Below are 15947 nucleotides of genomic sequence, written 5' to 3'. Positions count from 1 at the left end.
CTATATGAGAAAACATCAGATTAAACAGGATTCAGATTAATTAAAATAGCTTGATCATTCGAATTCCCTTTATGACATTAGTCGTTGGGGACGATTTCAGGATGCAGATGAAAGTGCTTATTATGAACATACTTGTCGTCGTGCTGGAATAGATATCATCTATTGTGCCGAACAATTTGCTAATGATGGTTCAATTGCATCTAATTTATTGAAAAGTACATTAAGAACAATGGCTAGTGCATATAGCAGTCATTTATCCACTAAGGTTTTTGCAGGTCAAAGACGTTTAGTCGAATTAGGATATAGACAAGGAGGAACTACTGGCTTTGGGTTAAAGTCGAAACCCACAGAAAGAACAAAGCGAGTACTATTCAATTAGTAGTCGCTTTTCCACCTATTTTGTCTTATGATGAGTGGGAAGCTATTGCTGTACCAGATCAACAACAATTAGTTGATGATACTAGAACTTAAAATCTATTTCTCCAAATTTAAACTTAGGGAAATCGTGTAAAGATTTCTCTTTATCTAAAACCCTTATAGGTGTTTCATCAACATCAAGTTTCCACCAACTACCATTTTCACTAACGGTTAAGCCCTTAACCAGCTTACCATTAAATCTTTTATAAATAATTGGTTTTGCCACACCTCTATCACCCTCAGAATTACACTTTTCAATAATAGCTTCTATACAATTTAACATCCCTAATGAAATTTTAGATGGCGTAGCAAGAAGTTTTTGATACTCCGCATTTAAATCATTTATATAAGATTTCATACCAATTACTCCAATGCTCCCCTTAGGAATCTGAGTAATTATAGGTACTGCCTTGATACCCGTATCCGTCTGTTCTTCAGTTAATTTAACCTGATAAAGAAAATTTTCTCTTGTATGTGGGCAAGATAAAGCAAATAGATACTCATTATTAATCACTCTTTTCCAACTGTCAGGACCTAAAACATGTTTAGATGCTGAACTAAGAGCTTCTTTTATTGAATATTCAATAATCTGCTTAATATTATCAATAGTTATAGAATTAAAAATATCCCTATCTAAATATACATCATCATCATATTCTGTATATGCAGGTCCATATAATTGGTTATCTCGTGTATTACAATGTCTGATTAATGAATATTTAATACCATTTTCATCGTAATCATGTTTTACCCTTATCTTATCTAAATGCCCAACAACACTATTTATCACATGCTGTGCTATCAATGTACTCCCAGCTAAAGCTATTACACATTCACCTTGATAACCTCTAAAAGGCACATAATTTTTAAATGTTCTTAAGAAATATGGTGCATGAACTACGATAGGAACAGCGTATATTTTTTTAAAACCAGAAAGTAACGTCACATTATCTGAAGTAATTGCAGAATCACCTATAAAAAAGATCTCGTCACTTTCATAACCTGCTACAACTAACGTCATAAATTACCCCAAATTTCCTACGACTAATGCTAAAGCCTTTGCCCCTAATAATTTAACTGCATCAAAAGTTAGCTCTAAACCTTTATCTAAAGCAGTACTCTTAATCTTATCCCACACAGGTTTACTTCTTATTGTATCTAACAACTCATGTCCTTGCCATGTTAAGCATTTCACATGCACATCTTCGTCAGTATCCAAATTACTCAGTATATTTCCATCAATAAAATTAGCATTTATTAAAAGCACAGTATTACCTATTACTATTTTTTGATTTTCGGCATTATCTAGATATTCATCAAATCTATCTTCTTCAACAGCAATAAGAACCTGTCTAATAATTTCCCAATCTCTTTTCATCACTCCCCCTACTTTAGATTACTTTTAATCTTCTCTACTAAATCTGCTTCAATTAACCCTTTTGATAAGCAACTTAGCGTCACATCAAAAGTTGTGCTTCCAACTTTATATTCACCTTGAATATTACTTTTAATACTTAAAGAATTGTCATCAATAATAATATTCTATGCTACTGTGGTTTTTGTTCGCTTATCTTTAAGGTAATCAATACCCATTACCTTACCACAATCAGCATAGCTTGGGTCGATTCTATAATCCTTAGAAGCTGTGGTTATTACACCTGCACCCAAGTCCGAACTTGTAATCTGGTATCCCTCTAAAGCTAAAGCACGTTTAGACGCTTTAAAAATTTCTTCCTTAGTTGCTTGTACTCCCACCGAAACACTCTTACTCTCACCTACTGATGGTTTATAAGCCATTGATAAAGTTGAAATGGAGAAAGTTAAAATACTAACAATTATTTTTTTCATATCATTTTCTTTAGTCTAAGAAATATACAAAGTAAATTACCACAGAGAAGAACTTCAATATACTGATTTAACGAAAGATATTTATTTTTAATTTTGTTTTTTGCTTACTACAGGCTTACGTTGCATAACCCTAGAAATAACAAAGCCCTGAGAATGTCAGGGCTAAGTCGTTGATATCTGGCGGAAGCAATGACAGTCAAATCAAAAACATAAACTAATGACAAATATAAATAAAATATTTTAAATTTAAATTTTTACTACTATTTCTACTACTTAAAAATTCCGAAAATTATTTTTTAAACCATGTTCAAAGTTTTAGGGCTTTAAAGGTAACTATTCAACAAGGCCTTTCGCTCACACCATTGAGGACGACACTGATCCCAAATATAGGCAAAAGACTAGGATTGAGATTTAATTTAATCATAGGAATCTACAACAGCGAATTTAGTGAAAAATGATTTATGAAAGAAGTCTATTGTTTATTATTAATAAATTAGTATAATTACATATAAAATCATTAAAGTTAAAATTATGTTTTCTAAAAACAGATTCGAATCAATAGCACGCCAAAAATCTGCTTCAAATTACACATCAACAATTCTTAATGAAAATAGAAAATTTAGCAGATCAGCTTCTACAACCAGCATTTTTTTGTCACATTCTCATAAGGATAAAGAGTTTGTTAAATTTGCAAAAGTTTTCTTTGAAAATTTAGGAATGAATATTTATGTAGATTGGGCAGATGAAACAATGCCTGAAAGTACAAATGGCATTACAGCTCAAAAAATTAAAAATCAAATCATTTCGGTAAATGATAAATTCATTTTACTCGCTACAAATGAAGCATTAGCATCAAGATGGTGTAACTGGGAGGTTGGTATAGCTGATCCATTCAAGTTACCAAATGATAAAATTGCTTTATTACCATTGATTGAAACTTCAGGAGCCTGGAATGGAAATGAATATCTACAGATTTATCCCTATATTAAGGAAAGTTTAACCTCAACTGGTGAATATTATATTTGGTATCCTAATAGTAATTGTAAAAATTTAAAAACATGGTTAAAAGGTTAATTAGTAATGGGTTTTACCAAAGCAAAAGAAAAATTTATAAGTGAATACGTTAATGCCATTCAAGATGGTAATGCAGCAATTTTTGCTGGAGCTGGTCTATCTGCATCTTTAGGATTTGTTAATTGGAAAGAACTTTTGAGGGATCTAGCTGATGATCTTGATCTTGATATTGATAAAGAAACGGACCTTGTCTCGATAGCTCAATATCATTCCAATAAATTTAACAGAACTCGTATTAACGAGAAAATTATTAATGAATTTACAACTTTAGAAAAAGGTAGTGAAAATCATCAGATTTTAAGCAGATTAGATATAGATACCTATTGGACAACAAATTATGATCAACTTCTTGAAAAAACTTTAGAAAATAATGGAAAGAAAGTTGATAAAAAAGTTACCAATGAAGATTTTTCGAGATATATAAAGAGAAAAGATGCTACAGTTTATAAAATGCATGGCGATAAAGATGCACCACACAATGCGGTTTTAACAAAAAATGATTATGAAGATTACCATGATAGTAGAGAGTTATTTTCAACAGTATTAAGAGGAGACCTACTTTCGAAAGTTTTTTTATTCATAGGCTTTAGTTTTGATGACCCTAACATAGACTACATTTTAAGTAGAATTAGGATTTTGTTAAAAGATAACACTCCTAAACACTATTGTTTTTTTAAAGAGATTGATAAAAATAGCTTTGCAGAAGAACAAGACTACTTATATGCAAAAATAAGACAAGATTTAAAAATCCAAGATCTCATGAGATATGGTATTCATGCTGTCCTAGTAGAAGATTATCCAACTATTACTGAAATACTTAAAGTAATTGAAAATCGTGTAAAGCGGAAAAACATTTTTATTTCAGGTGCTGTGGAAGATTATGAACCATTTGGAAAAGAAAAAGCTGAAAATTTAATTTTTAAACTAAGCTATAAATTAGCGGAGAAAAATTACAAAATTATCTCAGGTTATGGCTTGGGTATAGGAAGCTTAGTGATTAACGGTGCTTTAGAATTTAAAGTAAATTCAGCGTATAGAAAACTTGATGATTTACTTATTTTAAGGCCATTTCCTCAAATCAACCCGACTGCTGAAAAACATACGATATATAGAGAAGAAATGATAGCCCAAGCTGGGATAGCCCTCTTCTTTTTTGGAAATAAAAAAGACAATGTGTCCGATAAAATTGTAGATTCAAAAGGTATGAATGAGGAGTTTAATTTGTGTCTCAAAAATAATGTAATTCCAATACCAATAGGTGTAACTGGCTATGTTGCTAAAAAATTATGGGAAAGAGTTAGTATAAACTATAGTCAATACTATTCTGATAATACTGAATTCAGGAATACTTTAAATAAAATTAATGAAATTGATAATTCAATTGATGATTTAATTTCAAATATTTTAAAAGCAATTAGTTTACTTCAAAAGGTTTGAATATTTATGAAAAGACAGGTTTTTTATAGTTTCCACTATGAAAATGATGTAATGAGAGTCCAACAAATCCGAAATATTGGGAGTTTAGAAGGTAATACACCCGTTTCTGCTAATGACTGGGAAACTCTAAAACGTAGCGGTGATACAGCAATAAAAAATTGGATTGATAATCAATTTAAATACAAAAATTGTTTAATAGTTCTTATCGGCTCTGATACAGCAAATAGAAAATGGGTTAAATATGAAATTGAAAGAGCTTGGCAGTTAGGTAAAGCTGTTTTGGGTATATATATACACAATATCAAATGCCCACGAAGTGGCACATCAGTTAAAGGAAACAATCCATTTTCTGATTTTACAATAAATGGAAATAATTTTTCGAATTACGTAGATTGCTATGATCCTAACCCTTCAGATGCTTATAATGACATTAGATTGAATATTGAAAGTTGGATTGAGAGAGCAATTCAAAGAAGAAAGACTGCATAAGCGGTCTTTTTTTATATTATGTGTACTAGCTCAAACCTGATCTGACAATTACCGATATTTGATTTAGGCCGTCAGGCTAAATTTGAGCTAAATTCTTTTCAGCCCAAATATGTTTTCCATCAAGTAAAGAAAGAGCTTTCCTAATTTGCTCAAATTTAAGTGACAACTTGGGTATGAGGTCGGCCTAATTCTGTAAATATATTTAACACGGCTATTCTAGTTTTAAAGATTAAACCTGTTTTATTAACTCCCGTTGTTCCTTAAGAAATTTTTAATACTTGTATCATGGAAGCTGGTACCCTAGTTGAATAGCTACTAATTTTTATAGATATATTTAAGTTAGATAATCTTAAAAAATAAAATTGCCTCTTGAAATATTGCATCCTATCAGAATTAACTTTATTCCTTATTTTTCAAAATGTTATAATAAAGATAAGTTTAATGTTTCCGTAGAATAAAATGATCAAGAAATATTCAATAGCATTGCTGTGTCTCATCATTACGTTACTGATAATTTTCTATGTGACCTACTTTAATCAGCAACGGTATTACGATATTCAGGAAAAAAATAGGATTGGTGGATTTGAACTTTTACTGGAAGCCAAATCTGAAACAAATAAAGTTTGTCTTAAATATTCCACCCAACAGGACTGTTATCAAAATTTCGTTAAAAGCCTTGAACATCTAAATCCAAGAGGCTCTGTTCAACTTACAAATTCCGAACATCAAGTTATTCAGGTCTGGGACAATGAAAGACATAAAGATGATAGGGAAAATGTCTCTGTGTCCAAAACTTTTACTGAGTTTGATAGCAAGCCTGTAGTTACCCTGTCTAAGCTGACGCGCCACCAGAATCTATATAAGTCTTCCTTTAATGCCATGTTCTTCTCGGTACTTGATTATTCTGAAGCACTCCATGCACGTATTAATGGTCTACCCTCCACCTTTGGTGAAATGACTCCATACACTTTTGCCAAGTATGTGGCATGGGGGCGTTTTTATCCGATACTCCCTATCTGGATAATTGCCTTAGGTTTAATGGGCTATATCCTTACCCTTCTGTTTAAAAATATTGGATTCAACCATTCAATTAAAAATCTTCAAGAGGAAATCATCAATAAAGAAAAAACTCTTAGAAGCATGCATGATGAAAGTGAGTTGATAAAAGCAGACTTCAGCAAACTTCATAAGGAATCCACTGAAAATCTTAAAATTCTTAATAATGAAAAGCTAGAATACACAAACAAGATCAATGCCCTGGGGTTGGAACTAAATGAAATCCATCAAGATAGGATTACTTTGTTAAATAAAATCCAGTCTTTTGAAACGCAAAACAGAATTAACACTGAAGAAAAAGAAAGGCTACAAAAGTCCCTGGAGCATCAAAGAAATATTCTAGAAAAATTAGACCAGCAAAATAAGGACTTAGAGCAGAATATCTCTAACAACAGTAGCTTTATGGAAGAGTTTAACTTAGCAAAAAATGAGTTGGCTGCTTTGGAAAGTCTTTATGCTGCCAGTAAAAATACAGAACGAGACCTTTCTAAAAAACTGGATGGTCTAAATCAGGAAATGTCTAATTTAAACAATAAGCTGGTTACTTCAGAATCCCAGAAAGATGCGATGATGAGTAAGGTGGATAACAAAGAGTCTGAGTTAAAAGATTATCTGGAATATGTTTCAGATATGGAAAACCAATTCAAACTACAACTGGAAACAAAAAATCAGGAAGTGGAAGTGTTAAAGTCTGGAATACTTGATCTACAGTCTCATAAAGCAGATTTGCAATATGAGCTTGATAAACTTTCAGGTACAGATACTTCATCCAGAAAAATCTACAATATCCTGATCAGTAATCCTGATCTGCCTAAAAGCAAAAGTTATGAGTACTCTGAGCCTGAACATCATTCCAAAGCATATCTGAAATCCATACAGAGTTCTTTTAATAGTCAAAAAAATAATAAAATTGGCAACTTAATTACAGATCTACGGGGCACAAAATTTAACTCTAAAACGCCTAATACGCTACGTATCGTTTATAACTACGCTGTCAGTCCTGATATTACCCGTTCTGGATATGGCCTAGTTGCTGTAGAAAAGGAACATGGCTACGCTGCTTACCTGCACTTAACCGCGAGAGATCCATCAGAGGCAATGTTGGCAGCCAAGGCGATTCAAACATACTGTTCTATATTTAAAGGATACCGAATCATTCCTTTAAGTAGCTAACCCCTATTCAGTATCAAAAATGCTAAAAAGAACCCTACTAAAACAGGGTTCTTTTTTAATGCCAACATCTAAAGAATTCGATTTACCCAATACCCAGAATTATTATTTATCCTCAGTTCTTGATGACTCACAGATATTTTTATATTTCTCACCAAAACTCTGAACAGCCTGTTCCTTACCCAAGTCTGTCATTTTCACAGGTTCAGCATAAGCGTCCTCAACTATCATCTGGTACAAAGAACTGATAGGGTTACTCTTAATTTCCTCAGCAATATATTTTTCAAAATACTGCTTGGGCACATTTCTCTGATGTTCCCTCATCACATTCATGGCTAGTTCTTCGACCACGTTACACTCTTGATTAGCATACAGGTTGATTGGGATAAATAATAAAATTAGTATCAGCTTGTTCATTTTAATCACATTGAATCAACAATTTCTTTTTATAGTAATCCGTCACCTTTTTAAAGTCGGCCTTTAAATATTCCTGAGTATAGTCATTAGGTGAAAGCTTAAGTAAAGCTGGCATGTACTGAGTTTCATATAGTTCAGGATAATCCTTACAGAGAATTCTTGTTTTTTCCTCTTTTGCTTTTTTCTCATCATCCAAGATATCCAAATATATTGAAATCTTTTTATCAGCCGCTTCCAATTGATTTCTTACCATATCCTCTTCATTCTTGTTTATCGTTGATGATGTCTCTTGGCATCCATTGATAAGTATAAAAATGATAGCTAAACTCAAAACTCTTATTATCATAACTAATTAATTTTAAATAACATTACGTGATTATAGAATAATTCCCCCTCTTAAATCCATATTTGTAAACCATTATCTCCCTTTCTAATTTGTATAAAAAAATCTTTAAAAAGATTTGAGAGTTTGTTATAGCACCTTTCTATTGCTACTATTCAAGGACAATTCTATATTTCCCAGATTAAATGTCCGAACCTCAGTTTTCCCTCAGCGACTACCTTTCTACTGTACGGGAAGTCATTCACCTGACTTTTGATGAGCCTGTGTGGGTAAAGGCTGAGATACGCAACCTGAGTATCAAGGGTGGACACTATTATCTTGAGCTGGCTGAAAAGGAAGAAAATACAGATAAAGTTATTGCAAGCTGCAAGGCCACCATCTGGAAATCCACCGCCGTAAAAATTGTGCTCAGGTTTGAGCGTGAAAGTGGCATTGAACTTTCAAAAGACTTGAACGTACTCATTAAGGTCAAGGCCCGTTTTGATCCCCAGTATGGCTTTTCAGTCAACATTGAGGACATCGACTCCAGCTTTACACTGGGTGATATCGCCAAACGCTACCAACAAATACTTGCCCGCTTAACTTCTGAGGGTTTGGTCAACCTGAACAAGTCACTTCCTCCCCCTTTTGACATCGAAAATGTGCTGGTCATTGCACCAGAAAATGCTGCTGGCTTGGGTGACTTCAGGAAAGATGCTGATGCCTTGAATAAAGCTGGTGTTTGCCACTTTGTTTACCATACAGCCACCTTTCAGGGTAATACCGCTGCCAACAGTATTATGGAGTCATTAAGCTCAGGGCTACGCCAGTGGGCCAAGGATTATGTTGTTCCACCTGATCTCATTGTGATTATTCGCGGTGGCGGTGCTGTGAACGACCTTGCCTATTTAAATGACTATGACCTTGCCACCCTGCTCTGTAAGCGCAGGGTTCCAATATGGGTGGGCATCGGTCATGAAAAGGATCGAACCATCTTAGATGAAATCGCCCATCGTTCTTTCGACACGCCAAGCAAGGTGATTGCTGGTATCCGCAATGTGATTTCAGAACGGTCTCAGGATGTGATGGGTTACCTGCAAACCATCAAGTTGCTGTCCCAGCATCAAATCACAGCATATCAGGGCCAGAATGACCAGTTGATAAATACCATCAGGACTCATGCCCAGAATCAGGTAAATACTGCCAATAGAAACCTTGACCTGATTAAGTCCACAACCCAGTATTTTGCCCAGCAGCAGCTTAAGCTTGCCTCCACACAGGTTGAGTCCTTAATGCGTGAGACCCTGTTACAGAATCCAAGGAATGTGCTTGCCAAGGGCTATGCTATTGTACGGAGTCAAAACAAGGCAATCCGCTCTGTACAACAGGTCGGTTCAACTGTTTCAATTGAGATGCAGGATGGCTATATTCATGCCAGTGTAAGTGAGGTGACGAATCATGAGTAAAAATGAGTTAAGCTTTAAAGACGGTTATGAACTGCTGAAGAAGAATGCCGCCCTGCTGGAATCTCAGGAAGAACCAGACATCGACAACCTAATGAAGATTGTTGAGGAATCAATGTATGCCTATAAGGCATGTAAGTTACGGGTGGATGCTGTACAACAAGCATTGAATGAAACATTCAAGGAGTAGTTGTGAAAGTAATAAAAACAACTGACTAAAATTTCTGTAAACTTTATAAACAGTTACAAATACGGTTACAAATCTTGAATTATTAAAAAATCATTTTTCATTTTAGGGCAATATGGATATCCGACCAAGTTTACTGAGCTTCATTTTTGCAGGTTCCAGCAAATGGCGACTCAACTATACATTTCCTGAGTTGGTACTTGAACTGGATACCAGAACCATAAGGCTTAATCCTGAACAGGTGCTGGAAACACATATCCAGAAAGGCTGGATATGGTCATCATTGACACTCAAGACACTTGATCAAAACTTTCAGTTCAAGGGTATGTTCAATACACAGGCTGAACAGTTTCAAGCTGAAATCCGTAATGATGCAGAATTCCTGAGTAATAAAAGAAACGCTGAACAGATCAAGGAAACCTTAAAACCGTACTTACGGGAATATCACAGTTTTATCCAGCAAAACATTTACCTATCTCATTGCCTCGGCAAGCTGTTTAGGTCAGATTTATCACAAAGGTCAAAAGCCCCTGTTGAACAGTTTAACAGCCTGATTCAAAGGGATAGTTCTTTTGCATTTGAACCACCCCTACAAAACCTGTTTGAGCAATTGCGACAGTTCATTGAATTGCCAGTTGAGGCAAACTATGCCATCGATGCAAAGAATAAGCGTTTTGTTGAAAGTGAGTTAAAGGTATTTAAGCAGTTCTTTGATCAGGTGGAAAGTAGGCCCCTAACCGATGAACAGCGCATTTCCTCCATCATCTTCGAGGACCGTAACCTACTGGTTGCTGCGGCTGGTTCGGGCAAAACATCCACGATTGTTGGAAAGGTGGGCTATGCCCTGTTGACTGGACTCTACAAACCCGAAGAGATTCTGGTTCTCGCATTTAATAAAAATGCAGGTGAGGAACTCAGTGAACGTATTAACCTTAGACTAAAAGAAATTCTCGCCCAGTTTACCACCCATGTTGAGGCACTTAATTTTCACAAGTTTGGTGTCAAGGTGATTGGTAAGGCAACTGGGAAAAGCCCCTCCGTTTCCAATGATGCAGGAAAACCCCAATCCCTGCTGAATCGCATTATTCAACAACTGATCGAAACAGATCCAGACTTTCAGGCAAAATATCTCTTATTTAAAACGGCCTACCTAAGACCACCCTTATCACCATTTGCATTTAAAACCCAAAGTGAATGGGAAAAGGCACGCAGACGATCATTTGACAGGTTCAAGGATGGCTTTGAAACCTATCAGGGAGAAATCGTTAAGTCACATGGTGAAAAAGCCATAGCAAACTGGTTATACAGTCAGGGGGTTCCCTACCAGTACGAAAGAAACTACGAGCATGACACAGCGAATGAACACCACCGCCAATATAAGCCTGACTTTTACCTGCCTGAAATAAACCTGTATCTGGAACATTATGCTGTAGACCAAAATGGCAAACCGCCTGCACATTTTGGGCAAAAGTATCTTGATGACATGAAGTGGAAGACAGGAATCCATCAACAATATAAAACTGATTTAATCAGTACAACCTTTCATGAATTTATTACAGGTACTATTTTTAAAAAGCTGGAACAGGGGCTTAAATCAAGGGGACAGATATTCAGGCCACGTAGTCTTACTGAGATCAACTCTCAAGCACAGTCCATCCATGAATATGATGCCAATGAGCTTTATGTCAGTTTTTTAAGTCACTACAAATCCAATCAGGCCAACATTGCCAGCCTACTAGCCAGACCCTCACTCAACCTACGGGAGAGCCTTTTTTTACAGCTATTTTCCAAGGTTTACCAACAGTACGACCAGTTATTGAAAAGCAGCAAGGAGCATGACTTTGATGACCTGCTGATTGAGTCTGCCCAGTTAATCAATGAGAACAGATATAAAAGCCCATTCAAGCTTATTATTGTGGATGAGTTTCAGGATACATCACAGGCCAGGGCCAGACTCATCCTTTCCTTACTGAATCAGGTGCCCGAAGCAAAACTGTTTTGTGTTGGGGATGACTGGCAGGCCATATACCGATTTGCAGGTTCAGACATCAGTATTTTTACTCAATTTGAAAAGGTCTTTGGCTATACCAAGCAGACACAGCTTACCCAGACATTCCGTTCCAACCAGGGCATTGCCAATGTCGCCAGTGGCTTTATCCAAAAAAATAAGTCCCAGCTTCAAAAAGTGGTCAATGCCGTTGATAAGACCAGCAGTAAAGTAGTTGAGATAAGCTTTTTAACCAAGACTCAGGAAATTCATGAGTACCTGATGAAAACCATAATGGAAATCAATAATGCCAATTCAGGTTCGGACAAGAAGAAATCCATTTATATTTTGGGCCGCTACAGACACCACAATCCAAACTTGGACAGTATTCGACCCTTTCTTAGAAATTGCAGCGTTGAGTTTAAAACCATCCACTCATCCAAAGGCCTACAGGCAGACTATGTGATTCTTTTAGGCTTAAATACTGGCAGTAGCGCATTCCCCTCTGAAAAAGAAGATGACCCTCTTATCAACTTAGTCTTGCCACAACCAGAAACACATGCCTATGCTGAAGAACGTCGTCTGTTCTATGTAGCCCTGACCCGTGCAAAAGAAAAAGTCTTTCTTATTGGTGAACGTAATTCAGTATTCCTTGAGGAGGTTACCAAGGACCCAAGCCTCAAGGAATTTATCCATATACCGCAGGATGAAAATACATCCATTAACCATGATATTCCAGAAAAATGGCGATGTCCGAAATGTAACCAAGGACGTATGTGGAAAAGAACAGGACCATACGGTGAATTTATGGCCTGTAACCGTTATTCAGAATGCGGATACACTAAAAGTTTAAGAAGAAAAGTTTGATCTATACTGAACCTAAGAAATGCATAAAAATTTAATAGCGCAATCGACAACCAAAATCTTATTAACATATCCTTAAAGAGTTTTATCTGGAAATTCGATTATTCATTATGAATAATTTCCTCAAACTAAAAACCTTATATCTAATCTTTATGTATATTTTAATAAAATTAAAATATACATTTAGGTGATTATAAATTTAACTATATATTTAGCTTATGTTAATTATTAAAATCAACCAATATAGTTCAGATAAATTAATCTAAATTTTTGACTGGATTTTTTCTACAAAAACAATAATGCTTTATAAAACAATAGGGGGAAAAAATGAAAAAATATTATCTTTTGTGCAGATGGAACATGGAATGGTCCAACTGGTAACAATCTTATTTTTGATCCATCTAACGTTCAGTTATATTTTGAATCATTGGTAAACTCAGCGCAATATGATAATACAAAACCAGAGCAAGAAAGTAAAGTTTGGAATGAGTCAGGAGATCCAATTCAAATTGCAAAATACATTAATAGCGTAGTGTAGAAGACTCTATTTTCGAATATAAATTTTTAGGAAATACTCAATGGAAAGCGAACTGATTAGTAACAAAAATTCGAATACATTAATATTATTATTACATGGTTATAGAGGTGATTCAAAGCGACTTATTAGCCTGAAAAAAGCTATAAAAAGTAAATGGCAGAATGCAAAATTCTTAAGCCCTGATATGCCTTTTTCACTTTGGTCAACCGTTAATCCCAACGAAATTATTATTCAACTTATTAAAACACTTAATGAAGAAATTCAAAAAGCTAATAAAACTGAAACTCCTATAGTAAATATAATATTTATTGGGCATAGTTTTGGTGCACTGCTTGCACGAAAACTCTATGTAATTGCAAGTGGGGAAACGAAGCAAGCTCCTTTTGAACCTGCATTTAAAGAACTTGGACCTAGAACTAAAGATGGATTGCTATTACCTCAGCCTTGGGCAACTAATGTTTCAAGACTGATTTTATTGGCTGGCATGAATAGAGGTTGGCATATTACTCACCATCTAGGTATAAGTAAAGCTGCCTTATGGATGACAGGAGCCCTATTTAGTCATATAGCCCGTTTGTTCTTTGGTCAGATATTAGTTATTTCAACAATTCGGCAAGGTGCAGAATTTATTACACAGTTAAGAATCCAATGGGTTCGAATGAGACAAAAATACAAACGAAATATTAATAATAGCCAACTAGGAGGAGCTATAACCATTCAATTGCTTGGTTCAATAGACGATATCGTTGCTCCAGAAGATAATATTGATCTCGTTTCAGGTGGTGATTTTATTTATCTTGATGTTCCCTATAGTGGTCATACAAATATTATTGATCTAGATCATCCAGTTTTGGGTATTGAACGGCAAAGAATCTTTTTATTGGCACTGACAGGCTCTATTGAGGAACTTGAAAAAAATGCAATTATTCCTGCTGATGAACAATTTGGAGCTCCCAATGAAAATATTCAAAACATGGTATTTGTTATTCATGGTATTCGAGATGTAGGTTATTGGACTCACAAAATCGCCAGACAAATTAAGTATGGTGCAAAGCGAACAAATACCCTTAATGAATGGACTACTGAAACATCAAGTTATGGCTATTTTCCTATGCTTCCCTTTCTTTTTTCATGGTATCGACGCAGAAAAGTAGAGTGGTTAATGGATCAATATACGGAAGCATTGGCAAGATATCCAAATGCGTCATTCTCCTATGTTGGGCATAGCAATGGTACATATCTCTTAGCAAAAGCATTAGAGCTATACCCTTGTTGTACTTTTGACAAGGTGGTTTTTGCTGGAAGCGTAGTACGATCATCCTATGATTGGCAACGTTTCATGGATGGAAAAAACCCTCAGGTAAAGGCTGTATTAAACTTTGTGGCAACGCGGGATTGGGTTGTAGCTTTTTTCCCTAAATTCTTCGAGTTTCTAAAATGGCAAGACCTTGGAAGTGCTGGACATGATGGCTTTATGATTACCCAACATACTCCTAATATCTATCAAATTGCTTACATTAAAGGTGGGCATGGGGCTGCAATCCAAGAACCTGTATGGGATACGATTTCTAACTTCGTTCTGACAGGTGATATACAACCTCAACAATTAGAACAAATAAGTCAACGACGAAATTTATTGGTAGAGTTAGGAGGGAAATTTCCTCCATTGGCATGGATAATCATTGGCGGATTAATATTTTACATTTGGACAAGAATCCAGTTACTAATTAATTGGATATTTTCAGATAGCGCGTCACAACAATTCTCTACGGGATTCGCTCTTTCAGCCTACATACTTATACTTTGGTTAATATTAACTCGTGTATAAACATCACCATTTGAACCATTTATCTATATAAAACCTAAAGAAAAATAAATTAAAAAGTTTATTAGGGTCTGTTGACATTTCATAATGGCAACCAAATGTATATACATGCTAAAGCAACGGCATTCTCATAGTTACACTTTAGCTTGTCATATCAAGTTGCTATTCCTCTAAACTGCTTCAATCTCGCAAAGGCATTTTCCACCAAGTGCCTAAGTTTATATAAATTCCAGTCCATATGATTATTGTTGGACCGAGTAGGCGATTACCCACAGCATTGTAGTTGTAGCTGGTTGTGCCTAAATGGTCTGTGCTACTGATGGATTGGACAAGTGAAATTTTATTTATAAATTAAATCAAAAACTTATCAAAAAAATTTAAATTTTTAGGCGTAAAATAGGCGCAAATAACGTCCACATTTTGTCCAATTTTGAGTATCTATTATTCTTATTTTAATTGGTTGTTTTTCACCCAGCCCAGTGGTTTATTTGGAATTTGAGCCACCCAGCTTTATAAACTCAATCTATATCTTTGCTTCGGACTTTTTGGCTTGTCTAAAATAGTACGTTGAATCAGCCCTGCTTCTATTGCTGGATTAAGGAATTTTGTTGGAATGTTGGAATGTTGGAATGTTGGAATGTTGGAATGTTGGAATGTTGGAATGTTGGAATGTTGGAATGTTGGAATGTTGGAATGTTGGAATGTTGGATGATGAAGTAAAGACATTAATTCTATCAAACTATATTCCCTCTGCTCCATAACCGTAATCTAACGTTGAACATGATCGCCAGCTTGTACGGTAGCTTGATCGGTATCATGTACAGTGACTTGATCAGTTGATGATGAATTCTAA

13 protein-coding genes and 2 pseudogenes are annotated in these 15947 nt (G+C 35.2%); 8 read left to right on the top strand and 7 right to left on the bottom strand.

The genetic code is table 11. The features are described 5' to 3' along the window. Window positions 1-460 precede the first annotated feature (460 nt). From QTA56_RS08025 to QTA56_RS08015, 3 genes are all read right to left on the bottom strand, one after another. On the bottom strand, window positions 461-1438 hold the full coding sequence (locus QTA56_RS08025) for a hypothetical protein (RefSeq protein ID WP_267980405.1): 978 nt from the start codon (window positions 1436-1438) through the stop codon (window positions 461-463). A gap of 3 nt (window positions 1439-1441) precedes the next feature. Further along, window positions 1442-1795, bottom strand: coding sequence for a DUF2513 domain-containing protein (locus tag QTA56_RS08020; RefSeq protein ID WP_267980404.1), 354 nt, complete (start codon window positions 1793-1795; stop codon window positions 1442-1444). Window positions 1796-1959: 164 nt separating this feature from the next. Next, window positions 1960-2265 (bottom strand): hypothetical protein, encoded by a 306-nt coding sequence (locus QTA56_RS08015; RefSeq protein ID WP_267980403.1) that lies wholly within the window; start codon window positions 2263-2265, stop codon window positions 1960-1962. A 531-nt stretch (window positions 2266-2796) separates the two neighbouring features. On the opposite strand from QTA56_RS08015, the gene QTA56_RS08010 reads away from it, so the two are divergent. From QTA56_RS08010 to QTA56_RS07995, 4 genes are all read left to right on the top strand, one after another. Next, on the top strand, window positions 2797-3339 hold the full coding sequence (locus QTA56_RS08010) for a toll/interleukin-1 receptor domain-containing protein (RefSeq protein ID WP_267980402.1): 543 nt from the start codon (window positions 2797-2799) through the stop codon (window positions 3337-3339). 6 nt (window positions 3340-3345) lie between these two features. Next, window positions 3346-4776, top strand: a complete 1431-nt coding sequence (locus QTA56_RS08005) for an SIR2 family protein (protein WP_267980401.1) — start codon at window positions 3346-3348, stop codon at window positions 4774-4776. Between the two features lie 6 nt (window positions 4777-4782). Then, complete coding sequence (locus tag QTA56_RS08000; protein ID WP_267980400.1) at window positions 4783-5265, top strand: TIR domain-containing protein; 483 nt, start codon at window positions 4783-4785, stop codon at window positions 5263-5265. 459 nt (window positions 5266-5724) lie between these two features. Continuing rightward, entirely contained in the window at window positions 5725-7494 is a 1770-nt protein-coding gene (locus QTA56_RS07995) for a hypothetical protein (RefSeq protein WP_267980399.1), read from the top strand. Window positions 7495-7596: 102 nt separating this feature from the next. On the opposite strand, the gene QTA56_RS07990 is transcribed toward QTA56_RS07995, so the two are convergent. Continuing rightward, entirely contained in the window at window positions 7597-7908 is a 312-nt protein-coding gene (locus tag QTA56_RS07990) for a hypothetical protein (protein ID WP_267980398.1), read from the bottom strand. A gap of 1 nt (window position 7909) precedes the next feature. After that, entirely contained in the window at window positions 7910-8161 is a 252-nt protein-coding gene (locus QTA56_RS07985) for a hypothetical protein (protein WP_267980397.1), read from the bottom strand. 275 nt (window positions 8162-8436) lie between these two features. On the opposite strand from QTA56_RS07985, the gene xseA reads away from it, so the two are divergent. The 4 genes from xseA (at window position 8437) to QTA56_RS07965 (ending at window position 15097) form a co-directional block, all read left to right on the top strand. Beyond that, window positions 8437-9696: an exodeoxyribonuclease VII large subunit gene (xseA, locus tag QTA56_RS07980; protein WP_267980396.1), complete on the top strand. Its 1260-nt coding sequence runs from the start codon at window positions 8437-8439 to the stop codon at window positions 9694-9696. Further along, window positions 9689-9883: an exodeoxyribonuclease VII small subunit gene (gene xseB / locus QTA56_RS07975; protein ID WP_267980395.1), complete on the top strand. Its 195-nt coding sequence runs from the start codon at window positions 9689-9691 to the stop codon at window positions 9881-9883. Before xseA ends, xseB begins: the two co-directional genes overlap by 8 nt. Window positions 9884-9995: 112 nt before the next feature. After that, window positions 9996-12734: a UvrD-helicase domain-containing protein gene (locus QTA56_RS07970; RefSeq protein ID WP_267980394.1), complete on the top strand. Its 2739-nt coding sequence runs from the start codon at window positions 9996-9998 to the stop codon at window positions 12732-12734. A 575-nt stretch (window positions 12735-13309) separates the two neighbouring features. Then, window positions 13310-15097 carry a hypothetical protein gene (locus tag QTA56_RS07965; RefSeq protein WP_267980393.1) on the top strand — a complete coding sequence of 596 codons (1788 nt, stop codon included), beginning with the start codon at window positions 13310-13312 and terminating at the stop codon, window positions 15095-15097. Window positions 15098-15176: 79 nt separating this feature from the next. On the opposite strand, the pseudogene QTA56_RS07960 reads toward QTA56_RS07965, so the two are convergent. After that, window positions 15177-15353: pseudogene (locus QTA56_RS07960) on the bottom strand (transposase); the annotation flags it as partial. Between the two features lie 251 nt (window positions 15354-15604). After that, window positions 15605-15943, bottom strand: a pseudogene (locus QTA56_RS07955) (Fic family protein); the annotation flags it as partial. Window positions 15944-15947: the final 4 nt, after the last annotated feature.

Origin of the sequence: Acinetobacter thutiue (assembly GCF_030385805.1) — a bacterium.
Classification (GTDB): domain Bacteria; phylum Pseudomonadota; class Gammaproteobacteria; order Pseudomonadales; family Moraxellaceae; genus Acinetobacter; species Acinetobacter corruptisaponis.
Note: the sequence above shows the minus strand (reverse complement) of the source record. Positions and strands in the feature narration are given on the sequence as shown.